The sequence below is a fragment of the Chryseobacterium sp. 2987 genome, from assembly GCF_031456375.1.
Lineage (GTDB): Bacteria > Bacteroidota > Bacteroidia > Flavobacteriales > Weeksellaceae > Chryseobacterium > Chryseobacterium vaccae.
In genome coordinates this window covers 699,579-724,277 of sequence record NZ_JAVDUN010000002.1, presented here as the reverse complement: position 1 = coordinate 724,277, position 24,699 = coordinate 699,579, and the positions used below count along the sequence as shown (strand labels likewise).

The window sequence follows — 24,699 nt, the reverse complement described above, 5'->3', positions numbered from 1 at the left end:
AAAACAATGAAAAATCAGTCACAGACATTGTTTCAGAAAGATTTGGTGAACGAAGCCATTAAGCAGTCTTTCGTTAAACTGAATCCGAAGATCATGTTTAAAAATCCGGTGATGTTCCTGGTGGAAATAGGAACCATTGTGATGTTTATCGTCAGTATGTTCAGTCTTACAGGCGATAAAACACAGGGAAGCTTCTCTTATAATTTTTTAGTATTTATCATCTTGTTTTTTACGGTGTTGTTTGCCAATTTCGCAGAAGCGATTGCAGAAGCGAGAGGAAAAGCACAGGCGGATACCCTTAGAAAAACCCGTGAAGAAACTCCTGCCAAGCTGGTTGTGGGCAATAAACCTGGATTTCAGGTGGAAACCGTTTTAAAAATGTCTGCCGAAATGAAATTGGGCGACATTTTCCTTTGCGAAGCCGGAGATCAGATTCCAATGGATGGAGAAATTATAGAAGGTCTGGCAACCATTGATGAATCTGCCATCACCGGGGAAAGTGCTCCCGTAATCCGTGAAGCAGGAGGAGATAAAAGTTCTGTAACCGGAGGTACAAAAGTTCTGTCGGACAGAATCAAAGTAAAAGTAACCACCAAACCAGGAGAATCCTTTTTAGATAAGATGATTGCCTTGGTAGAAGGAGCTTCAAGACAGAAAACACCTAATGAAATCGCATTAACTATACTTTTGGCAGGATTTACCCTGACCTTTATTATCGTCACCCTTACTTTAAAACCTTTTGCAGACTATGCGCAGACACCGATTACGATTGCGGCATTTATTTCACTTTTCGTTTGTCTCATTCCGACAACTATCGGAGGTCTGCTTTCTGCAATCGGAATTGCTGGGATGGACCGCGCGTTGAGAGCCAACGTAATCACCAAAAGCGGGAAAGCTGTAGAAACAGCCGGAGATATTGATGTGTTGCTTCTGGATAAAACAGGAACCATTACCATCGGGAACCGTAAAGCAACCCAATTCCATCCCGCAGACGGAATAAAGATTGAAGATTTTATTAAAGCCTCTGCATTGAGCTCTGTAGCCGATGAAACTCCGGAAGGAAAATCCATTATAGAATTAAGCCAGCTGAAATTGGAAGATCTGCTTGTTCCGAATCCTACCTATATAGATTTTACAGCAGAAACAAGAACTTCAGGGATTAATTTTGAAAATACACGAATCAGGAAAGGAGCTTATGATACAATAAAAAAACTGACTGAAAAAGCCGGGAATACTTTCCCCGAGGAAACGCAGTATGCTGTAACTAAAATCTCTGAAAACGGAGGAACACCGCTTGTGGTAATCGTTAATGAAAAAGTCTGGGGAGTGATTGAACTTCAGGATATTATTAAAACGGGAATCCAGGAACGTTTCCAGAGACTTAGAAAAATGGGAGTGAAAACGGTAATGGTAACAGGAGATAATCCCTTAACGGCTAAATTCATTGCAGAAAAAGCGGGTGTGGATGACTTCATTGCTGAGGCTAAGCCTGAAGATAAAATGAATTACATCAAAAAAGAGCAGCAGGAAGGGAAACTGGTAGCGATGATGGGAGACGGAACCAATGACGCTCCGGCCCTTGCCCAGGCAGATGTAGGTGTAGCAATGAACAGCGGAACCCAGGCCGCAAAAGAAGCCGGAAACATGGTAGACCTTGATAACGATCCTACTAAGCTGATCGAGATCGTGGAAATCGGAAAACAGTTGCTGATGACTCGCGGAACGTTGACGACCTTCAGTATTGCCAATGATGTAGCCAAATATTTTGCAATTATCCCTGCTCTTTTTATCACTTTCATCCCTTCACTGCAGAAACTGAATATTATGAATCTTCATAGCCCGGAAACGGCCATCCTTTCAGCGGTAATTTTCAACGCGGTGATTATTCCGTTCCTGATTCCGCTGGCATTGAAAGGTGTGGCTTATAAACCGATTGGAGCCAGTGCACTGCTCAGAAGAAACCTTCTGATCTATGGTTTGGGCGGAGTTATCGTTCCGTTTATCGGAATCAAAATTATTGATGTTGTGATCAGTTTATTCTATTAAAATTTTTAAAAAATGAAAAATCATATTGTATCAGCATTCAGACTGACTTTGGTTATGCTGGCGGTTATAGGAATTTACCTGCTTCTGGTATATGGAGGCTCAAAAGTGCTTCCTACAAAAGGAAAAGCGGAAATCATTACGCAGAACGGACAGAAGTATTATGCAAATATCGGTCAGAATTTCAGCTCTGAGAAATATTTTCACGGCCGTCCTTCAGCAGTGGATTATAATGCAGGAGGAAGTGGTGGAAGCAATAAAGGACCAAGTAATGAAGAATATCTGGAAACTGTACAGAAAAGAATAGACACCTTAAAAATGCAGAACCCCGGAATGGAAAAAGCTGAGGTTCCCGTAGAATTGGTAACCGCAAGCGGAAGCGGGCTTGATCCCGATATTTCTCCCGACGGAGCACTGTATCAGGCAAAAAGAATTGCGAAGGAAAGAAACTTTCCTGAAGAAAAAATCCAAAATTTAATTAAAGATCAAACTGAAAAACCATGGCTGGGCCTTTTCGGTCCTGCAAAAGTAAATGTGCTGAAGCTTAACATCGCTTTAGACCAATTAAAATAATGTGAAATGTTTATGAAAAGATATATCGTTGCCGGAATTTTAGCCGGAGTTTTCTTCCCGAAAGCACAAACCTCAGATTCATTGAAAACAGGAAATAATGTGACGTTTTCTGCTTATGCAGAACTTTTTTACACGTATGATTTTAACGAACCTGCAAGCCATCTGAGACAGAATTTTCTGTATTCCTACAATAGACATAATGAAGTAAATCTTAATCTAGGATTGATAAAAGCGAATTATCAGAGTGAAAATCTCCGTGCCAATGTGGCCCTGATGGCCGGAACCTATGCTCAGGATAATATGGCGGCTGAACAGGATGCCCTGCGTTATGTGAATGAAGCCAACGTTGGAATCAAAATTTCCAAAACTAAAAACCTGTGGGTGGATGCAGGAATTATGCCTTCCCATATCGGATGGGAAAGTGCTATTGGAAAAGATAATATCAATCTGACCAGAAGTTTTGCCGCCGAAAATTCTCCTTATTTTGAGACCGGTGCTAAAATCTCCTACACATCAGACAATGGAAAATGGCTCCTGAGCGGACTTGTCCTGAACGGATGGCAGAGAATCGCCAAAGCTGAAGGTAATCAAAGTCTTTCTTTCGGGCATCAGGTGATTTATAAACCTAATGATAAAATTACCATGAACAGCAGCTCATTTATCGGAAACGATAAAGCAAAAGAAGAGAAAAGAATGCGTTATTTTCACGATTTGTACGGAAGTTTCCAATTGACAGACCAATTTTCAGCGGTTCTGGGTTTCGACATTGGTGCAGAGCAGAAAACAAAAGGAAGCAGCAGCTACAATATCTGGTACACCCCCAATGTTCTGATGAAATATCAGTTGGATCATAAATGGGCATTGGCAGGAAGATTGGAGTATTACAACGATAAAAATGGGGTAATCATTAGTACAAAAACACCTAATGGCTTCCAAACTTTCGGCTATTCCCTGAATGTGGATTATGCGATTCTGAAAAACGTAGTGTTCCGTACGGAAGCAAGAGGCTTTACCTCCAAAGATGCCATTTTTGTAAAGAATGATCAGATGAAACAGGGCAATTTCTTTATCACCACAAGTCTGGCAGCCTGGTTTTAAAGGAAAGAAAAAAGTTGGAAGCTGGAAGAAGGAGGATGGAAGTTACTTTCAGTTATAAGTATTGAAAGTCTCTGTAAAATCAATTTGTTTTAAAAAAAGATATACAGTTATTTTTAATGACGTTTATCACTCCTCTTTCAGCTTTAAACCTTGTCAATCAGATCTTTTTATCTGAATTGAGGCTAATTACAAAGATTAGGAAAATATAAAAACTGAAAAGAGGTCCGTTACCATTAATAACCTAATAAAAATGGGCTTCAGCCCGTTAAAAACATAATTATTTTAAATTCATAGAATAAACAACCCATGTCATCAGCCAAACATTTTTTAGAACTGATTCAGAAATCCCGGAAAGGAAAATTTAAGATTTACATCGGGATGAGTGCAGGCGTAGGAAAGACTTTCCGGATGCTTCAGGAGGCACATGCATTATTGAGAAACGGCATTGATGTAAAGATTGGTTATATTGAAACCCATGGCCGGGAAGAGACGGTAGCTCTTACAGACGGAATCCCTGAGATTGCGAGAAGATCGGTTTTTTATAAAGGTAAAAACCTGGAGGAAATGGATCTTCAGACGATCATCAATGAACATCCTGAAGTGGTTCTGGTGGATGAGCTGGCGCATACCAATGTGGAAGGTTCCAAAAATAAAAAAAGATGGCAGGATGTACTGGAAATCCTTGATAACGGAATCAATGTGATCAGTGCGATGAACATCCAGCATATTGAGAGCCTTAATGAAGAGGTGAAAAAGATCACGGGGATAGAAGTGGCGGAACGTGTACCGGATAAGATTCTGGCTCTTGCCGATGAGGTGGTAAATATAGACCTTACTGCGGATGAGCTGCTAACCCGCCTGAAAGAAGGAAAGATCTATAAAAAAGAAAAAATTCAGACGGCGCTCAGCAACTTTTTTCAGAGTGGACATATTTTACAGCTTCGTGAATTGGCCTTAAAAGAGGTGGCAACCCATGTGGAACGAAAGGTGGAAACTGAGATCAAGACTGAAAATTTCAAACCTATTAAATTTCTGGCCTGCATCAGCAGTAATGAAAAGATTGCGAAGAATATCATCCGTAAAACAGCCCGTCTGGCGAGTTATTATAACAGTCCGTGGACGGTTTTATATGTTCAGAAACCCTCTGAAAACCCTGAAAAAATTGCCCTAGACAAGCAGCGGTATTTGATTAATAATTTTAATTTAGCACAGGAATTGGGGGCGAAAGTGGTACGGATAAAAGAAAGCAGTGTACATAAAGGAATTTTAGAATATGTCATTGCCCACAATATGACCACGGTTTGTATCGGGAAGCCTCACTCAAGCCTCTGGCAGCGCCTTTCCGGTTATAGCTGGATTTACACGCTGATGAATAGACTTAATGAAAGACAGATAGATATTATTATTTTATCTTAGAAGTAATGAAACTTAAAACGAAACTCACTTTAGGCGTAGGTCTTTTATTTTTACTGATTGTTTTGCTTTCAGTAATCGGTTCCGTCTATATCAACAAACTGAAATCGGATACGGAAAAGATTCTTACCGCCAATTATAACAGCCTGGAATTCTCCAAAAATATGCTGCTTGCTTTGGACAAGATAAGTACAGATAGTGCTGTTGCAGTAACCGATTTTCAGAAAAATAACAAGCTTCAGGAAAAGAACCTTACTGAGTTCGGCGAAAGAGAAGCTACCCAGAATCTTAATCTACACTTTCAGAGCTATCTGAAGCAGCCTTCTCCCGATAAAGAAAAGCTGATCCGTGAAGATCTGGCCAAAATCATGTCCCTGAATATGAAAGGGATCGAGCGGAAAAGTGATATTGCCATCATTACCGCTGAAAATGCTACATTCTGGATCGTAAGTCTGGGAACCGTATGTTTTCTGATTGCTTTTATCCTGCTTTTTAATCTTCCGCAGACGATTGCAGAACCAATTAACCAGCTGACCTTCAGTATCCGGCAGATTGCGGATAAAAATTACAATGAAAGGGTTCATTTTAAAGGAAGTGAGGAGTTCAACAGTCTTGCAGAATCTTTTAATATCATGGCGGAAAAGCTTCAGGAATATGAGAGCAGCAGCTTTTCCAAACAGCTGATGGATAAGAAAAGGATTGAGACTTTGGTCAACAATATGCACGATGCAGTGATCGGACTGGATGAAAATCACTTTATCTACATGATCAACGATGAAGCATTGAAAATCACTAATCTCAACAAAGAGGAAATTATCGGGAAAACGGCTCATGAAGTGGCTGTGAATAATGACCTGATGCGCGAACTGCTCAAAAATATCGATCATCCGGTAGTCGAGCCTATCAAGATCGTCCGGGATAATAAAGAAAATTATTTCGAACAGGATATTATCCCTATCAACATCACGAAAACCGGAGAAAAAGAAAAGAAATATATCGGAAAAGTAATCCTGCTCCGGAATATCACCCCTTTTAAAGAACTTGATTTCGCCAAAACCAACTTTATAGCAACCATTTCTCATGAATTGAAAACACCTATTTCAGCCATAAAAATGGGCGTTCAGCTGCTCGGTAATCAGAAATTCGGTGAGTTGAATGAGCAGCAGCAGGAATTACTGAAGAGTATTAACGAAGATGGACAGCGCCTGCTGGATATTACAGGAGAACTGCTGAATCTTTCACAGGTAGAAACAGGAAACATCCGCTTAACCGTTGAAAAATGCTCACCAAAAGAAATGGTGCAGACCGCTGTAAAAAATGTTGAAAAACTGGCAGAACAGAAAAATATTTCCATAACCACAGAATATCTTATTGCTGATGATGATTTTGTTGCAGCCGATTTCGATAAAACAGTCTGGGTAATGAATAACTTCCTGACTAATGCCGTGAAACATTCGTTTCAGGATGAAACCATTCAGATTTTGGTTGAAAAACGAGAGACTTTCATTCAGTTCAGCATTACCGATACAGGAAGCGGTATTGATGAAAAATACCACCGCCAGATCTTCGACCGCTATTTCCAGGTTCCGGGAGAACACCAAAACGGAACTGGATTAGGACTCGCTATTTCCAAAAATTTCATTGAAAAACAAAATGGTGAAATTGGTGTGGAAAGTTTCCCGAATCAGGGAAGTACTTTCTTCTTCAGATTGCCGGTTTTATGAGGATTATTGTCATATATTTGAACAGGAAATATCAAATTTATTCTCTATTAAAAACTTTTAATTTTATCTTTTAATGCTAACAGCCCCTTTTTTTATTTTTTTTGGCAATTCCCATATTCTTTGTTGTTTCAGGCATTTTCTTTTTTATACAGAAAGGTGAAATTATAGAAAAGTACAGGCAGCCGGATGCAGTAATGTTAAAAAGCATCAATGGAACGATGGAGACTGTCAGTAACAATTTGCTGCAATATAAAAAGCTTTCAATGATGTAGTTTTGAGATTCTTCTGAATCAGAATTCGATGTTTTTATTCCCCCGGAGTTTTTATATCCTTCCGAGAGGCTGTATTAATCTGAGATTCAAATCTGATGCAAAGAATACAAAAAATCCAACGGTTCTCAGGGAGTTTCATATCAATGCAGATTCTGTTGAGCTGATCTATTATCCGGATCATATGCTCAATGCAAAACGTACCATTTCTTTTAATGGCCTGAACGAAGAACAGATTTTACTTTTTCAGAAAGCGTTGATTAAGCAGGCATAATTTCAGTAGTATCATAGCAGAGACAGTATTGATGAAAAGATTTTCGACCGCTATTTCCAGGTTCCCAGAGAATATCAGAACTTTGCTATTTTCAGAATGTGGATGACCTTAGTGTGGATGATTTTATATCAAAGTTGAAAGACAATACTTTAATCCTGCAAAATAAAGACGTTCTGCTGGACAGGCTTAAAAATAATGAAAGCGCTTACGGTATTCTCATTATAATGAACGGAGTAAAGATGCTGAATGATAAAAACCTCTTCGATGAAGGGGCTGCTATTGTTGTCAGCAGAAAAACTGAATTGGGAAAATTCCCGGTATGGGAAAAAGAATACAAAAATTTCATCAGAGAAAATAATATTAAAGAATAGTTGAACGATGAATACATTGAAGACGATTTTGAGCAGTTTATTTTTTATCCTGTTTTGTTCATTAGTCTCCGGACAGACTTTTAAACTGGAAGAACTTGCCGCATTCAACAACCTTGATATGGTTGCGTTCAAAAAAGAAATTAAAAAACAGAATTACACTTTTTACGATAAAACCGAAGGCCTTGGCTTTGTTGTGAATGAATATGAAAGTCCTGGATATCAATATAAAATCGCAAAGTTTGAATATAAAGAAGATCAATCTCAAAACAATATAGAATTCACCTTTAAAGATAAAAAAGACTATGACACCTACCTTAAAGCGGTTCTGGATACCGGATATAAACAGACAGGAAAAGGAAAAATAATAACCAAAGAAAGCTACACAGACTATTATAAAGGCAAACAACAGATCAGGATCGTTCAGCCGAAAACGGCAAAAGAACCCTATACGCTGATTGTTTTTAAATAAATGATCTGTTTTTTAAATAATAAAGAGGCTGTCTCAAAGCGAGACAGCCTTTATGTTGTTTGTAAATTATATTTATTTAATGTTTTATGATTAATTGTAAAGATCTCTTCTCTCCTGAAGCAGTTATTACAATGAAATAGTTGCCGTTTGGTAGCTCAGAGGTGGAAAATTTTACATTATTTAGTCCTTTGTTAAAATTTTTATTCCTTTCAATAGACTTTATTTCTTTTCCCAGCATATCAAATACCTGTATGTTAAGCTGACTGTCCTGTAATAATTCAAAATCCAGTTTTGCGAAATCCGACGATGGATTTGGAGAAACAGTAATACGCTTAAAATTTGAATTATTAGTATTACCAGTGCCTGATTTACCAGCCTCATCATAGATGAATTCTCCGTTTTCCTGTGTATGATTGATCTTTACATTGAATATACAGACACTTCCATACTGCTGATCTGGTTTTTCAGCAGCGACCTGGGAAACTGCATATTGATAATCCTGAATCACATCCGTCGGCTCCTTAAGTTCAAAAGTGAATTTTATTGCCCTGTATTCTCCTGCTTCCAGCATGATATTGTTCAGCTGTACATTTTCAAAATTGGTAACCGTAAGCTCGCGTTTCTCAGCATTCAATATCTCTATCCCGCTACCTTCTGATCCGGCAGACATCCATTTTTCCCATAAACGATCATCCAGTTTAATTTTTATTCTACCTATTTTAGCAAAATTGTTATCATTTACCCCAACCCGATCAAACCTCACCATAAAATCCGTTTGCTCTGAAGAAGGATTTCCAATAAAGATGGAACTGTCAAATTTATAATATGAGCCTTCTAATCCCCCCAGTGGTACCAACGAAGTATTACGCGTTACCACATTATTGTTATTTTTAACATTGTCACCCATCATATTGGTTGTGCTTGCTGGAAGTTCACTGAACATAGGGTCATTCACATCAACGATTCTTCCCAGGAAACACAATACAGGATTGCTGATAACATTGGGATCTCCGAATAATGAAGGATTTACCGGCTGCCACTTCGCATCAATGATGATCTCCTGTCCCGGCTGTAAAGGTGGAATAATAAATCCAGGTGTACTCGAACTGCTATCATAGTCCGGAGCATTACTGTTGAAGACCAAGCTTCGCGCTTTGATCTCGCCTCCCGCAGGAACACAGGCATTAGTCTGTGGATTTACAATACACTTTGATCCGTCCCAGGAGTTAAGCGCTGTTGGGGAAGGAGGATTTACCGGAACAGCATTATTATCCCAGGATTCTCCTGTTGCCCCTATTGTCCAGTATAACCTTACACGGCTTTCAGTGGATGCCACACAGCCTAAATTCCTTATCCTGAATCGCATCACGTTGAATTTAGAAGGATCGGAAGAATATCCCGGATTTTCATGGGTCACACTTAGTCCATTGGCTGTCTTCCTGTTCCATATATCATTACTTTCCCAGATAATTTCATTTCCGGGTGCGGGAACATAAGGTTCTGCGCCTGTATCCGCAGCATTGTCAAATGCGGCCAGATCCCATCTGTAATTAGCGTGAGCGTAATTTTCATTATCAATTTGATCGGGTAGCAATCGTATTGTTTCGCCATAGACAATATCCATATTCGGAATGGTAAGATTCGGCACTTCCGTAACGGTTGAATTACTATGATTGATAGAAGACAATTTATATCCCTGAACAGTATTTGAAACAATATTTTCTTTTGATACGTAAAATTTCCCGTCAATTGCTTTTTCAATATAAGAGTTATAATAATTACTGGTATTAGGAATAAAATTTATCGTCAAAGGATTAATATTAACAATGGCAATTCCTTTATTACCTACATTAGAGTTATTTTGTGCAATAATAATTCTATTATAGTCAATAAATTCCACTCCATCAATTTTGGTAACTCCAGAAAGGTTCAGATTATTAATATTGATATAGTCCCCATTTTGATTGAGCGTCCAAACCCTTAATTCATTACCATTTCCATATGCTAATCTCATCTTTCCTGTAGTTGCATCTTCAAATAGTTCAACATCAGAAATATCACCTGTAGGATATATAGGTAATGTTTGTTGATGGGATATCCCATTTTTAGTAATCAAAAATCGCTCTACAGTATTTCCGACTGCAAATAAATAACGTGTTTTATTTTTTCTTAGTTTTGATATTGCAAAAATTCTATTTCCTTTATAGTTAAAATGCTCTGGTGGGGAAACATAAATTGAAGTGCTATTTACGGTTACCTTCACGGAAATGAGAGTATTAATAAAGGCTGGCATATTATATACTGTCATCGCAATAATATAAAATTCATTACATGTACCTGGCACATTGACAACTGAAATTTCTTTGGTTACGGTATTCACACCAGGTGTTATAGTATCTATCAAAACGTTATTTTGGTTATATATTTTGTTTCCCCGTACATAAAATAACAGATTACCATTAGAGTCAAATGCAGCATTTGATCCGGGAAAATTTCCTGCTCCTAAAGAATTTGTTAATAAGTGAGGATTTCCTGTGGCAGGAAAATTAACGAGAGAGTTTCCCAAAACCCATTGGGGCGATTGAGCATTCATCAGGGGTATAAAATTTGCGATTGCAAAAAGCAGTAGTATTAGATTTTTTTTCATAAACGGTAAAATTTTAAATAATTGTGTGGTAATGATAATTTTAATTAGCCAGTTCTAATTTAGGCACTGAATAACCAGGAAAACCACGATAACTAATACCTGCGCCATATCATTAAGCAACTGCGTTGATTTTTTCAATAACTGCGTCAGCATTGGAAAGGTTACGTAATCTTACGAATCTGGCATAGCAGATCAACTGTGGGCTTAATAAGATCACATTTTAATTTACAGTATTTTTTATGATAAAAAAACAAATGGAAAGAGAACTACTGATAATAAACATCAATGGAACAGCGTTCCTTGTCTATGTGGACAGCTTTCAGCTTAAACAAAAGACAACCCCATAACACGATTCCTTCTAATGAAAAGAAAGACACAAAATACGGATACAGGTTCGGTTACTGTTTTCTTTCAAAAGAAAAAGCTGAACAGGAAAATGCAGAATTAAAGCGAAAAGATAATAATAAAATCCAAGAAAAATAAAGGGATGGAATTGCTGATAAAAAAGAAGCTGCCCCAAAAGTGAGACAGCTTCTTTTTAAAGTTGACTACTGTTTTTCAATCAGATCTAAAAACTGCTGCTCATCGTAAATGGTAATCGTTCCGATGTCCTGCGCTTTTTTCAGTTTGCTTCCGGCTTTCTCACCTACCACAAGATAATTAAGATTCTTGGAAACCGCAGAAATATTCTTTCCACCGTGTTTCTCTACCATTTCTTCCGCCTGTTCTCTGGTGAAAAGCGATAGTTTTCCGGTGAAAAGGAACGTTTTTCCTTCCAGAACGTTTGATAGAACTTCATTGGTATTTTCTCCCTTTTCAAGCTGTACACCGTACGATTTTAAACGCTCGATCATCAGGAGGTTTTCAGAATTTCTGAAGAATTCTTCAATGCTTACCGCAATTTTGGTTCCGATATCTTCCACCTGGCAAAGCTCTTCCACAGATGCATTTTTCAGTTCTTCTATCGTAGGGAAATTTTTCACCAGTTTTTTAGCCACCGTTTCGCCCACATGCTTAATCCCGATTCCGTATAGAACCTTTTCAAACGGAATCTCTTTAGATTTTTCAATTCCTGAGATGATATTTTGGGCAGATTTTTCAGCCATTCTTTCAAGCGGAAGAAGCTGTTCTTTGGTGAGAACATAGAAATCAGCAGGGTTTTCAATCAGTTTTTCTCTGTACAGCTGTTCAATTGTTTCGCTTCCCAGGTTTTCAATATTCAGGGCCTTTCTGGAAACATAATGGATCATTCTTCCCACTACCTGAGGCGGGCAGTGAAGCTCATTCGGACAGAAGTGGATGGCCTGGTCTTCAATTTTTACCAGCTCCGTTCCACATTCCGGACAATGTTTGATGTATTCTATTTCACGGCTTTCTTCCGTTCTCTTTTCCGTATTTACGCCTACAATCTTAGGAATAATTTCACCGCCTTTTTCCACATATACAAAATCCTGTTCATGCAGATCCAGCTTTTTGATAATATCTTCATTGTGAAGAGAAGCTCTTTTCACGATAGTTCCGGCCAGTAAAACCGGTTTTAGGTTGGCCACAGGAGTAATTGCTCCCGTTCTTCCCACCTGATAAGAAACACTCTGTAATTCCGTTTCCACCTTTTCCGCTTTAAACTTATAAGCCATAGCCCATCGCGGAGACTTGGCGGTATAACCCAACTGGCGCTGCTGCTGAAGAGAATTTACTTTCAACACAATTCCGTCAATCTCAAAAGGAAGGTTATGACGTTCTGTATCCCAGAAGCTGATGAATTCCTTCACCTCATCCAAAGTTTTGCAGAGTTTCGCCTGCTGTGATGTTTTGAAGCCCCAGCTTTGTGCCTTCTGAAGCAGTTCCCAGTGCGTTTCTGTAGGGAAATCCTCAGAAATAAACTGGTAAAGTACTGATGAAAGTCCACGCTTTCTTACTTCCGCGCTGTCCTGCATTTTTAAGCTTCCGCTGGCTGTGTTTCGTGGATTCATAAAAGGATCCAGTCCTTCCTCTTCACGAAGTTTATTGATCTTATCAAAGTTCTTTCGGGTTAAATAAATTTCACCTCTCATGAAAAAATGAGGCGGGAAATCACCTTTTAACGTCAACGGAATATCTGAGATCGTACGGACATTCGGGGTAATTTCGTCTCCCTGGAAACCGTCTCCACGGGTTACGGCCTGTACCAGCTTTCCGTTTTCATACAGGATGGAAATAGAAGCGCCATCATATTTCAGTTCCGCAACAAATTCTACAGGATCACTGATGGTCTTGATGATTCTTTTTTCCCAGTCCTCAAGATCCTCAAAATCATAAGAATTATCCAGAGAATACATCCTGAATCTGTGCTGAATGGTTGGGAAAACCTTTGTAATTCCGCCTCCTACACGTACGGTAGGTGAGTTTTCATCATAAAACTCTGGATGTTTGGCTTCAAGATCCTGAAGCTGTTCCAGTAACATATCAAACTCATAATCAGAGATCGTAGGTGTATCCAGAAGGTAATAATTTTCGTTATGCTGATGAAGCTCCTTTCTGAGCTGTTCTATCTTTTGCTGTATATTTTCAGACATTCTTTTCTATCTTTTGAGCAAAAATAACTAAACTAATTTCATTTAAAAAATAACAGAATCAAATAGTACAGGAAAATTAAAAAACATTAATATCAGTCAAGAGATTGGTTGTGTTGATCTTAAAATAAGTGTTTATACTAACCTGATATGATGTAATAATTTTTTAAGAAATTATTAAAACTCCCTTAAACAGAAGCTCCCGCAAGTCAAAATACCTTTGTACGTCTCACAGCTTTTAACAATAAAACGTACCTTTATCAAAAGTTGGTCAGACTTTTTAATTAATTATCAGATTATATTATGAAAAATTTTATCTTAGGGTTAGCAGTTTTAAGTACAGTTCTCATGAAGGCACAAACCCAGATCATTGCACACAGAGGATATTTCCAGTCGCAGCCCGCAACCACGGAAAATTCCATTAAATCATTGGAAAATGCTCAGAAATTAAAGATATACGGATCCGAATTTGACGTAAGAATGACGAAAGACGGAGTACTGGTCATTAACCATGATGAGCATCACGGCAAAATGGAAATCTCCGAAACTTCATTCAAAGAGCTGGAAACATTGAAATTATCAAACGGGGAAAAATTCCCGACATTGAAAGATTATCTTAAACAGGGTAAAAAAGATCCGTCTTTGAAGCTGATCGTAGAAATCAAGCCGGATAAAACCCCGGAAAAAGAAAACGAGATCACCCAGAAGACGATTAAGATGATCAAAGAAATGAAGCTGGAAAATCAAAGTGAGTTCATTTCTTTCAGCCTGAATATCTGCAAAGAGATCAAAAGACTGGAACCGGCATTTAAAGTACAATACCTGAACGGAGAACTTTCCCCTGAACAGATTAAAAAAGAAGGTCTGGACGGAATGGATTACCACTACAGCGTTTTTCAGAAAAATCCTTCATGGATTACTGAAGCTAAAACACTGGGCCTAATTACCAATTCCTGGACCGTGAACGATCCTGCCATCTACGAACAGCTAAAAAAGCAGGGAATAGGCTTTGTAACCACTAACATTCCTGATCAGCTTAAAAATAAATAAATTTTACTGAAGAATTATAATTTATAGCCTGTCTCCTTAAAAAGAGGCAGGTTTTTATTTGAATTCCAATAAAATCTTGAATCGGTATACCCATCAAAAAAATCTGTGTCATCCGTGTGATCTGCGGGAACCCAAAAAAATAGCTTTCCTGGATCTTGTAGGATTTCTATGTTTGAAAACGTAACGATGCAAGGCTTTTAATCATTATGCGGCTTTTAAGGCGCAACAAAACCTTCAGCTTTCAGTAAAATCATTGCGCCTTATAATGCATGAAGCAGGTAAAAAAACAGAGTCCTTGCGAAAATTCCAACAAAACCGTATAATTCTAAAAAAAAAAATATTTTAAGTTATTGTTTATCAGTATTAAAATTGGTTTTGTTTTTATTTTCTCTGGAAAAGACAATAAAGGTATATAAATGCTTACAGGAAATGGCATTAAAAATACTTAATTTGTTAAATGCCTGTTTATTAGGATTGTATTCAATGTTAACAATAATAAGTTAACATTTTGTTTAGTAAATATTTAAAAAATGTTAAAATCGTGTTAAAGTCACAGTCATAATGTCGTTTTAATTTTGCGCAAACAAAAAGGATATGCGTAAAGAGACACAGAAACTGTTGGTTTTATCGCTGCTGGGATTAGTCAGCGTCAACCTGACAGCTCAGCAGAAAGTAAAAAAAGATACGATTAAAGGCATTGATGAAGTGGTGGTAACTGCTTTAGGAATTAAGAGGCACGATAAGGCCTTAGGATATGTTGCCGAAAAGGTGGGTTCAGCAGTTTTTGAAGAAACGCAGAACAACAACTGGGCACAGTCGATGGAAGGAAAAGTGGCAGGGCTTAAGATCCAGACTGCCGGAGCAGGACCTCTGGGAACTTCCCGAATTACCTTAAGAGGAGAAAAATCCATGATAATGGACCACAACTATGCTCTGATCGTAGTAGATGGTGTTCCGTTGGGAAATTCTACCACAGGATCCGGAACTCCTGCTTATGGGGCCGGTTCGGGGGGAGATGTTCCTATTGATTTAGGAAACGGATTAAACAGCATTAATCCTGACGATATTGAATCGGTAACGGTTCTGAAAGGAGCCTCCGCAGCAGCCTTATACGGTTCACGTGCCGCAAACGGTGCTTTAATGATCACTACGAAATCCGGGAAGACCAAAGACGGAAAGCTGAAAGTAACCTTCAATTCCTCTTCAAGTTTTGATACCGTATTGAAATGGCCGGACTGGCAGTATGAATACGGACAGGGAACCCTTGCTAAAAATTCAGCCGGACAGTTTTATTATTCTTATGGACTTTCTCCGGATGGAGCCAGCACAGGCGGAACGAGCAGCGCCTTCGGACCAAAATTTGCCGGTCAGTACTATTTCCAGTATGATCCTACGGTACAGGGCCAGAGCCCGGCGAGACAGGAATGGAGAGCTTACAAAGACAATATTAAAGGCTTCTGGAGACCCGGATCTACCTATTCCAACAGTGTTTCTGTGGAAAGCTCAAATGATAAGACCAGCTTCAGAACCTCACTTACCTATCTGAATAATGAATGGATGATGCCTAATACCGGTTTTGACCGTTTTAATTTCGCCTTATCCTTTGCCCATCAGCTTACCAAAAAATTAAAAATCTCTACCAAGTTCGCATACAACACAACAAAAAGTGATAACCTTCCGGCTACAGGATACAACAACCAGTCGATCTCTTATTTTATGATTTTCCAGAACCCAAACGTGGATCTCGGATGGTATAAACCGATCTGGAAGTACGGACAGGAGCAGGTAGATCAGATCCATCCGTTCAGTTCTTATATTGATAATCCTTACCTTATCGCGTATGAAATGCTGAACGGGGTCAGAAAGAAAAATATCACAGGAAATATTACGGCGGATTATCAGTTCAATAATAATTTCAGTCTGATGCTGAGATCAGGAGTGGAAATCCTGAATGAAAAAAGGACTACCAGAAGACCCTGGAGCTCTGCCAACTATCTGAATGGTTTTTACAGAGAACAGTATATTAAAAATCATGAATATAACAACGACGTTCTATTCTCCTATAAAGCAGATCTTAATAAATTCAGCCTTTCTGCTTCTGCGGGAGGAAGTATCCGCTATAATGAATACGTAATGACGGATTATCAGGCCATCGGTCTGAAAACAGCCGGAGAATATATCCTTACCAATGCCCTTTCAATTCCGGTTAAATATCCTAGCCCGAATGATAAACAGGTAGACAGTGTCTATGGGTTGCTAACGCTGGGGTATGATAATAAGGTTTTTGTAGATGTTACAGGAAGAAATGACTGGAGTTCCACGCTTCCGAAGCAGAACAGGTCTTTCTTCTATCCATCGGTAAGCACCAGCTTTATTCTTTCGGATATTTTTAAACTGAAAAGCAATACCCTTAATTTCTGGAAACTGAGAGGTTCATGGGCTAAAGTAGGTATAGACAGTGATACATATCTGTTGGATAATTATTATTCAGCAAGCAATATTACAGGAAGTGTTGTGGCACCTACCACTTACAATAACCCTAACCTTAGACCGGAAAAGAATACCAATATAGAAGCGGGCATGGATTTCAGTCTTTTCAAAAGCAGGCTTAATCTTAATTTTACCGCTTATCAGAATGTGAGTGAGGACCAGATTATTCCTGTATCCCTTCCTTATGAAAGTGGATATTCCAAAAGAGTGATCAATGCTGGGAAAATCCGCAACAGAGGATTTGAACTTTCAGCAGATATTTATCCGGTAAAGACAAAAAACTTCTCATGGAAAGTAGGAGGAAACTGGTCTACCAATGAAAATAGGGTGATGACTCTTCCGGAAGGATTTGACGGAATTATTTCCGGAGTGGGAGACGTTGTATTCTATAAAATGGAAGTAGGAGGTTCGCTGGGAGATATGTACGGTTTTAAACTATTAAGAACTCCGGACGGTCAGGTAATTTACGGAGATAACGGTCTTCCCGGAAGACCTGGAGATATAGAAAAAGTAGGAAATGCATTTCCGAAATGGAGAGCCGGCCTTCAGAATGATTTTAAGATTAAAAATTTCACTATCAGTTTCTCATTTGACGGACAGTACGGAGGAATTGCCTATTCCCAGTCCCATCATAAAATGTCAGAGCAGGGAAAACTTACCTCTACACTGGCAGGAAGAGAAACCGGGATGATCGTAGGAGAAGGGGTAGTGCAGAATGCAGACGGAACCTACAGCCCGAATACAAAAGCAGTAAATATCTCTGCCTATTACGGAGATTATTACAGAAGAGCCAACGTGGAAACCAACAGCTTCAGTACAGATTTTATCAAGCTTAGAGATGCAAGAATAGCATATTCTTTCCCAAGAGAAACCATCAAATCTTTAGGACTGGAAGATCTTACCCTTGCTGTCTTCGGAAAAAACCTGTGGATGTGGACGAAGTTCCCGCTGTTTGATCCTGAAGTAGCCACGCTGAATAATGCTACCATTACCCCGGGAGTGGAAATGGGACAGCTTCCTACAGCAAGAACTATCGGGTTTCAGTTAAATCTTAAATTTTAAATCTAAAACAATGAAAAAAATATTCATACATCTGGCATTAGTGGCTTCAGTCTTAGCCCTTAATTCCTGTGACAGAACTTTTGAAGAAATTAATACTGATACCAGCAGGATCAAAGATCCGGCTGTTGGAAGCCTTCTGGCACCTATTCAATACGAAATGGGGAGTTACGGTTACAACAGGGCAGATGATTTTACCTTTGATATTATGCAGAACGCTCTGGATTTTCCGAATGAAGGAAATACCTACAGCAGATATTATATGGATGAAAAAAGTGGGAACGGATACTGGAATATGTCTTACAGATGGCTGAAGCAGGTTAATGATCTTAAAAAATATGCTACTAAAGAGCAGAATAATAACTATCTGGCCATCTCTATGGTGCTGAAAGCCTGGATTACTGCCAATCTTACGGATGCTTTTGGGGATATTCCTTTCACAGAAGCAACAAACCTTGAGGAAGGGATTACAAGACCAAAATTTGACAAGCAGAAAGATATTTATGTTCAGCTGCTGAATGATCTGAAGACCGCTAATACTTTATTTGATCCCACAAAAGCTTTAACCGAAACAGATTTGTTCTACAATGCCAATACCAACAGCCAGACCGGTATTCTGGGATGGAAAAAATTCTGTAACTCACTTTCATTAAGGCTTCTGACAAGAATCCTGAACAGAAACGGAGAAGTGAATGTTTATGAAAGAATTCAGGAAATAGTTAATAACCCTGCCACCTATCCGGTTTTTCAGAATAATAATGATAGTGCAGTTCTTCCTCTTTCCGGAATATCTCCTTATCTGCCGCCTATTGCACGTCCTCAGGATTTTACCGCATACAGGGCTGCCGGAGAGTTTTTCATAAATGCCATGAAGGATAATAATGATCCGAGGTTAAGTATGTTTTTTACGAAAGCTAAAAGTTTGTCCGGAGCCGATTTAGGGTATAAAGGCGCTCCTTCCGGATACGCTTTGGGAAGTTCTTTTGATTATCAGCCTTCCAATCTTAATCAGAATCTGGCAAAAGCTCCTTTAAAAGTTCTGATTATGACCTATTCTGAGGTGCAGTTTATTCTGGCAGAGCTCGCTAACAAAGGAGTCATCACCGGAAATCAGCAGACATTCTATGAAACAGGAGTAAAATCTATTATAGAACAATGGGGAGCAACGGTTCCTGCGGATTACTTCAATAACAGCAATGTGGCTTATAACGGTTCTCTGCAAAGGATTATGATGCAGAAATACATCTCATTATTTTTCGTAGATCACCAGCAATGGTATGAATACAGACGTACTAAACTGCCTGTGCTTCCCAACAACGGAGGGCTGCTGAACGGTGGAATAATGCCGGTAAGATTTATGTATCCTACAACGACCAAAGTAATGAATACTGAAAATTATAATGCAGCAGTACAATCCATGGGCGGAGATAATATCAATGTGAAAATGTGGTGGAATAAATAAAAAGAATCAATAATATGAATATCAGAATAAAATTTTTAATGCCTTCTCTGCTGGTTTCGGCAATGGCATTTTCCCAGACCTCTGTTTCCGGTTATGTATATGAGGATATCAATAAGAACCAGAAGAAAGAAGGTCGCGAAAAAGGAGTAGAAGGAGTTTCGGTATCAAACGGAGTACAGGTGGTTCTTACGGATAAAAACGGAAGATACAGCCTTCCAGTTCAGGATGGGCAGACCATTTTTGTGATTAAGCCATCCGGATATCAGACTGCATTCAACAGTAATAATCTTCCTCAGTTTTATTATCATCATAAACCCAACGGATCACCTGCTGATTTTAAATACAAAGGATCTGCACCTACAGGTGAACTTCCCAAAGAACTGAACTTCCCGCTTTATAAACAGAATGAAAGCAAAAATTTCGATATTCTGGTTTTCGGGGATCCACAGCCTTATACAGAAAAAGAACTGGATTATTTCAAAAGAGGAATCGTAAACGAAGTAAAAAATACGAAGAAAAATGCTGTACTGGGAATTAGTCTTGGAGATCTGGTTGGTGATAATTTAAGCCTTCAGAAACCTTATGCGGATGTGATGAAAGAAATCGGTCTTCCATGGTATAATGTTATGGGAAATCATGATATGAATTATGATGCTAAAGAAGATCATCTTTCAGACGAAACCTTTGAAGCGAATTTCGGGCCGGCCAATTATTCCTTCAACTACGGGAATGTCCATTTCATTATTCTGGATGATATTCTTTATCCGGACCCAAGAGATGGTAAAGGATATTGGGGCGGATTCCGTGAAGACCAGCTGAAATTCATCGAAAACGATCTGAAGCTGGTTGATAAAAATAAGCTGATCGTGGTTTCATTCCATATTCCGCTGGAACATCATAACGAAGATAATTTCAGAAATGCAGACCGCCAGAAACTTTTTGATTTCCTGCAGCCTTTTGAAAATGTATTGCTGTTATCAGCACATACCCACATCCAGCAGCAGATCTTCTACGGTAAAAAAGCAGGCTGGGCTGGGATAAAAGAACTTCATGAATACAACGTAGGAACCACCTGCGGAGACTGGTATTCCGGAACTCCTGATAATTCCGGGCTTCCTACTTCAACGATGAGAGACGGTACTGCTAAAGGATATTCTTTCATCAGCTTTAATGATAATCAGTATAAGGTTAAATATAAAACTGCCGGAAAGCCTGAAGATTATCAGATTCAATTGTATGTACCTAAAGTAATTCCTTATCCTTCAAAAACATCAGCCAAAGTTTTGGCCAACTTCTTTATAGGAAGTAAAAAAGATAAGGTAGAATACAGAATAGACAACGGAAACTGGGAAGCAATGGAATATGATGAAACCGTAGACCCGAATTTTGCCCTTTCTGTTTTCAAGTGGGATAGTACACAAAATCTTTTCCCGGGTAGGAGACCTTCCAATCCGGAGATGTCAAAACATATCTGGACCATTGGTTTTCCTAAAAAATTAACGATGGGAAAACATAAAGTTGAGGTGAGAGCTTCAGATCTGTATGGGAATCAGTTTACTGCTTCCGAAGAATTTGAGGTTCAGAATCCGGTTCTTATACCATAAGCTTTTTATTTATTACTATACTTTCAGATTGCAAAACCGGTTTTTATAAGCCGGTTTTATTTTTTTGAGAATGTGCTTTTACAGGATATTATTGATTTTATTCTCGCAGATGGGGCAGATTACGCAGATTTTTATGATTGCATCTTGTTGGATATTATTTCACATGCTTTTCAGAATTATAGGTGGAGAATTACCTGAGGTTTTAAAATGATAAAGCAGATATACCATACAGGCAACTATTAAAATTCTATTAAATATGTTCTCTTCAGCTTCCGTAAAAATGATCTTTCGTAACTTTGTTTACAGTAAAAATACCATTATGAATATAAGCGGAAAAAATGCCGTAGTAACCGGCGGTGGAAGAGGACTTGGAAAAGCGGTTGCTTTAGCCCTGGCCAATGAAGGAGTAAATATTGCAGTAACCGGCAGAAACGAGGAAAACCTTAAAAATACGGTTGAAGAAATCAGAAATCTTGGCGTAAAAGCAGAATATGCTGTGTTCAGTATTGATAATGAAGCTGAAGTAAAAGCAGGAATCGAATCTCTGGCAGAAAAGTTAGGAGGAATTGATATCCTGATCAACAATGCAGGAATCGGGGATTTCGGGACGATTGAAGAGATGTCTTCTGAAACCTGGGAACAGGTCATTAAAACCAATTTATTCGGAGTATACTATGCTGCAAAAGCTGTCCATCCGTTCCTGAAAGAAAGAGGAGAAGGTGATATTGTAAATGTAGCTTCTACAGCCGGATTGAAAGGAGGTCCGAATATGTCAGCCTATGCCGCTTCAAAAGCAGCCGTGGTTTCCTTGTCACAATCGATGATGGCAGAATGGAGAAAACAGAATATCCGTGTAATTACATTAACACCAAGTACCATTGCTTCTGATATGAGTATCCAGGGCGGACTTACAGACGGAAATCCTGATAAAGTACTTCAGCCGGAAGACTTCGCAGAATGGGTAAGAGATATTCTGAAAATGAACAGAAGAGCATTAATTGCAAACGGATCTATCTTCTCTACCAATCCATAGTTTTAATGATTTAACGTATAAAAGCGGGCTTTAGCCCGCTTTATTTGTTTCCTGCTGATCATAATTCACCTGATATTACATCAATATTCAACATTTAATATTCCATAAAATATAAAATCCTCCGGCTTTAGCCAAAACTTATCCATTCCATTTTTTTAACCGTAATAACATTAGTATTTTTGCAGCAAATTATTCACATGCAAAATTATTTAGAATTCAATTTCAAGATCGTTCCACTGCAACCGTGGAATGAGATATTAATGGCAGAGCTTATAGAAATAGGTTTTGACAGTTTTACCGAAGAGATTGACGGAATTTTAGGATATATTCAGACGGAACTGTTCAATGAAGAAGAGTTGAAAGCCCTTCCGATCTTTGAAAACGAAAATGTGCAGATCAGCTATTCTTTTGAAGAAATGCCGAACATCAACTGGAATGAAGAATGGGAAAAGAACTTCTCACCGATCAATATTGATGATAAGGTCCTGATCAGAGCCGAGTTTCATGAATCGGTTCCTGGAATGCATGAAATTATTATCCAGCCTAAAATGTCCTTCGGAACAGGGCATCACCCTACAACCCACCTGATGATCCAGCAGATGATGGATATTGATTTCAACGGGAAAAAAGTTCTGGATATGGGGTGCGGAACTTCGGTACTTGCTATTTACGCTAAACAGCAGGGAGCCGGAGAAACCAAAGCCATTGATATTGACGAATGGTCGGTAGAAAATTCAAAAGAAAATGCGGTAAGAAATGGGGTTGAACTGGATATTGAACAGGGAACTGCTGAAAATCTAGGAAAAGAAAATTATGATATTATTTTAGCTAATATCAACAGAAATATTCTGATCTCTGATATTCCTACTTATGTTTCTGTCCTGAATAAAGGAGGAAAGCTTCTTCTTTCCGGGTTATGTTTCTTTGATGTAGCTGATATTCTTGAAGTATGTAAAGAAAATGGCCTGGAACTTAAAAAACAGCTTCAGCGTGAAGAGTGGGTAAGCTTGCTTTTAGAAAAATAATAATAACAGAAATGAATATGAGATTTTTAATGACGGGGGTATTGATGCTGATTTTTCATTGCTTTTCAGCACAAGTAAGTGAAGAAATATATCCTGATACTATTTTTGATTTTACAGAAAATAAAACCCAGAAAATTTTTACTGACTGGACGAGGGTACGAAAAGATCCTGATGTAAAATCCCAGATATTGGATTCGCTGCCAACCAACCAGCAGGTAATGATCCTGAAAAAGGAAGATGCTGTTCTGAAGCTCGGAGAAAGAGCCGCTAACTGGTATAAAGTATCCTATCAAAAGGGAGATTTTGTGTCTGAAGGGTATGTCTGGGGAGCTAATCTTTGTGTGGGATACCGTAACAAAAATGGGTATGATTTCCTTTTCGGACTGTCAAAAACCATCGATAGAAAAAATGAGTATAATCTGGTTGAAAAACAAAATATCGCCGGAATCAAGGTGATAGAAGGTAATACTCTGATTCAGGAAGTATATTTTGATGCCGGAAGGGGAGAAGAGCTGAGGTCTGCCACATTCAATATAGAAAGCGATCATAAGCTGCAGAATGTGGAATTTACTTTAAAGGCTTCCACTTCAGGAGATGCATGTAGTATTGCCAGCTATGATCAATATATACTTTTCAAAGATAAAAAGCTGATCACCCTTCCTCGTCTGGCGAGTGTAAGTGATGCCGGAGTGTTTTATCATTCAGAAGAATTTATATTTCCGAATGATAAAGGGGGTATTCCTAATGCCTTCATCCTGAAAACAAGAGATATGGAACTGGACGACAAAGACCGGGAAAGGAAAACACAGTCTTCTAAAACCTATCTTTGGAATGGAAGTTCCTATAAGCTGAAATAATTCAGAATAAGAAAAAGTTAAACCGTTGTATTGGATGCAGCGGTTTTTGTTTTTATGGCGGTCAGAATGGTATGGGTTTCAACATCGTTTTCCCTTCTTTTATATTCCACTCTGGATATTCTGATCTGTTCAAAATTATTTTTTAAAAGGTGCTCTTTCAATTCGTCCAGTCTGTGAAAATAAAAATAAACCCGGTCTCCGCTGCTGCTTACCTGAAATCCCGACTTATCCGGATCGCCTTCAACGAAACTTATATATAACAGTCCGTTTTGATTTAATAAATGATAACAATCTGAAATGAATTTTTCACTTTCTGTTTGTGATAAATAGGGTAAACAAAAACCACAGATAATGCCGTCATATTTATATTTTGTTTGGATCTGATCAATCTGCCGGCTGTCCATTACGGCAAAACTTGCTGTAGGATTATTCCTTTGGGCGAGTTCTATCATATTGGGGGCAATGTCAATTCCGAATATTGTAAAATCCGGTCGTGCAGTTAAAAGATATTGGGTAATATTTCCGGGCCCGCAGCCAATTTCCAGAAGTTTTGCATTCTTCTGAGCGATTGAGCGGCAGATAAAATCATAGGTGTTATTATACAGATCCAGATCCATAAATTTTTCCTGATATAACGAAGCAACTTTATTCCAGGTTTTAAATGTTTCTGTATATCTGTCCATTGT

19 protein-coding genes are annotated in these 24,699 nt (G+C 38.6%); 16 read left to right on the top strand and 3 right to left on the bottom strand.

Going from position 1 to position 24,699, the window contains the following annotated elements:
* Positions 1-6 precede the first annotated feature (6 nt).
* The 8 genes from kdpB to J2Y40_RS08245 all read left to right on the top strand — a co-directional run bounded on the left by kdpB (position 7) and on the right by J2Y40_RS08245 (position 8,234).
* Positions 7-2,046 carry a potassium-transporting ATPase subunit KdpB gene (gene kdpB, locus J2Y40_RS08280; RefSeq protein WP_309998322.1) on the top strand — a complete coding sequence of 680 codons (2,040 nt, stop codon included), beginning with the start codon at positions 7-9 and terminating at the stop codon, positions 2,044-2,046.
* Between the two features lie 12 nt (positions 2,047-2,058).
* The gene (locus J2Y40_RS08275) at positions 2,059-2,616 is read left to right on the top strand and encodes a K(+)-transporting ATPase subunit C (RefSeq protein WP_153398680.1); all 558 of its coding nucleotides are present in this window, start codon (positions 2,059-2,061) and stop codon (positions 2,614-2,616) included.
* A gap of 12 nt (positions 2,617-2,628) precedes the next feature.
* Complete coding sequence (locus J2Y40_RS08270) at positions 2,629-3,714, top strand: porin (RefSeq protein WP_309998319.1); 1,086 nt, start codon at positions 2,629-2,631, stop codon at positions 3,712-3,714.
* A gap of 306 nt (positions 3,715-4,020) precedes the next feature.
* Positions 4,021-5,130, top strand: a complete 1,110-nt coding sequence (locus J2Y40_RS08265; RefSeq protein WP_153398684.1) for a sensor protein KdpD — start codon at positions 4,021-4,023, stop codon at positions 5,128-5,130.
* Positions 5,131-5,135: 5 nt separating this feature from the next.
* Complete coding sequence (locus J2Y40_RS08260) at positions 5,136-6,851, top strand: ATP-binding protein (protein WP_309998315.1); 1,716 nt, start codon at positions 5,136-5,138, stop codon at positions 6,849-6,851.
* Positions 6,852-7,151: 300 nt separating this feature from the next.
* Positions 7,152-7,394: a hypothetical protein gene (locus J2Y40_RS08255; protein WP_309998312.1), complete on the top strand. Its 243-nt coding sequence runs from the start codon at positions 7,152-7,154 to the stop codon at positions 7,392-7,394.
* Positions 7,395-7,492: 98 nt separating this feature from the next.
* A complete protein-coding gene (locus J2Y40_RS08250) occupies positions 7,493-7,765 on the top strand; it encodes a hypothetical protein (RefSeq protein ID WP_309998311.1) in 273 nt (90 codons plus the stop codon).
* A gap of 7 nt (positions 7,766-7,772) precedes the next feature.
* Positions 7,773-8,234: a hypothetical protein gene (locus J2Y40_RS08245; protein ID WP_153398692.1), complete on the top strand. Its 462-nt coding sequence runs from the start codon at positions 7,773-7,775 to the stop codon at positions 8,232-8,234.
* A gap of 76 nt (positions 8,235-8,310) precedes the next feature.
* On the opposite strand, the gene J2Y40_RS08240 is transcribed toward J2Y40_RS08245, so the two are convergent.
* Positions 8,311-10,881, bottom strand: a complete 2,571-nt coding sequence (locus J2Y40_RS08240; protein ID WP_309998308.1) for a T9SS type A sorting domain-containing protein — start codon at positions 10,879-10,881, stop codon at positions 8,311-8,313.
* A 285-nt stretch (positions 10,882-11,166) separates the two neighbouring features.
* On the opposite strand from J2Y40_RS08240, the gene J2Y40_RS08235 reads away from it, so the two are divergent.
* The gene (locus J2Y40_RS08235) at positions 11,167-11,364 is read left to right on the top strand and encodes a hypothetical protein (RefSeq protein ID WP_309998306.1); all 198 of its coding nucleotides are present in this window, start codon (positions 11,167-11,169) and stop codon (positions 11,362-11,364) included.
* A gap of 65 nt (positions 11,365-11,429) precedes the next feature.
* On the opposite strand, the gene ligA is transcribed toward J2Y40_RS08235, so the two are convergent.
* Positions 11,430-13,436, bottom strand: a complete 2,007-nt coding sequence (ligA, locus tag J2Y40_RS08230; RefSeq protein ID WP_309998304.1) for an NAD-dependent DNA ligase LigA — start codon at positions 13,434-13,436, stop codon at positions 11,430-11,432.
* A 300-nt stretch (positions 13,437-13,736) separates the two neighbouring features.
* Between ligA and J2Y40_RS08225 the strand changes: the two genes are divergently transcribed.
* The 7 genes from J2Y40_RS08225 (at position 13,737) to J2Y40_RS08195 (ending at position 24,013) form a co-directional block, all read left to right on the top strand.
* Positions 13,737-14,483: a glycerophosphodiester phosphodiesterase family protein gene (locus J2Y40_RS08225; RefSeq protein ID WP_153398698.1), complete on the top strand. Its 747-nt coding sequence runs from the start codon at positions 13,737-13,739 to the stop codon at positions 14,481-14,483.
* A 594-nt stretch (positions 14,484-15,077) separates the two neighbouring features.
* Positions 15,078-18,035 (top strand): SusC/RagA family TonB-linked outer membrane protein, encoded by a 2,958-nt coding sequence (locus tag J2Y40_RS08220; protein WP_309998301.1) that lies wholly within the window; start codon positions 15,078-15,080, stop codon positions 18,033-18,035.
* Between the two features lie 10 nt (positions 18,036-18,045).
* Positions 18,046-19,494 carry a SusD/RagB family nutrient-binding outer membrane lipoprotein gene (locus tag J2Y40_RS08215; protein WP_309998299.1) on the top strand — a complete coding sequence of 483 codons (1,449 nt, stop codon included), beginning with the start codon at positions 18,046-18,048 and terminating at the stop codon, positions 19,492-19,494.
* Positions 19,495-19,508: 14 nt separating this feature from the next.
* The gene (locus J2Y40_RS08210; RefSeq protein WP_394349965.1) at positions 19,509-21,098 is read left to right on the top strand and encodes a calcineurin-like phosphoesterase C-terminal domain-containing protein; all 1,590 of its coding nucleotides are present in this window, start codon (positions 19,509-19,511) and stop codon (positions 21,096-21,098) included.
* A gap of 319 nt (positions 21,099-21,417) precedes the next feature.
* Positions 21,418-22,131 (top strand): 3-ketoacyl-ACP reductase, encoded by a 714-nt coding sequence (locus tag J2Y40_RS08205; protein WP_153398704.1) that lies wholly within the window; start codon positions 21,418-21,420, stop codon positions 22,129-22,131.
* Positions 22,132-22,328: 197 nt separating this feature from the next.
* A complete protein-coding gene (gene prmA / locus J2Y40_RS08200) occupies positions 22,329-23,156 on the top strand; it encodes a 50S ribosomal protein L11 methyltransferase (protein WP_309998296.1) in 828 nt (275 codons plus the stop codon).
* A gap of 11 nt (positions 23,157-23,167) precedes the next feature.
* On the top strand, positions 23,168-24,013 hold the full coding sequence (locus J2Y40_RS08195; RefSeq protein ID WP_231128747.1) for an SH3 domain-containing protein: 846 nt from the start codon (positions 23,168-23,170) through the stop codon (positions 24,011-24,013).
* 17 nt (positions 24,014-24,030) lie between these two features.
* Here the strand turns inward: J2Y40_RS08195 and J2Y40_RS08190 are convergent, their stop codons facing one another.
* Positions 24,031-24,696, bottom strand: a complete 666-nt coding sequence (locus J2Y40_RS08190) for a class I SAM-dependent methyltransferase (RefSeq protein ID WP_309998294.1) — start codon at positions 24,694-24,696, stop codon at positions 24,031-24,033.
* Positions 24,697-24,699 lie beyond the last annotated feature (3 nt).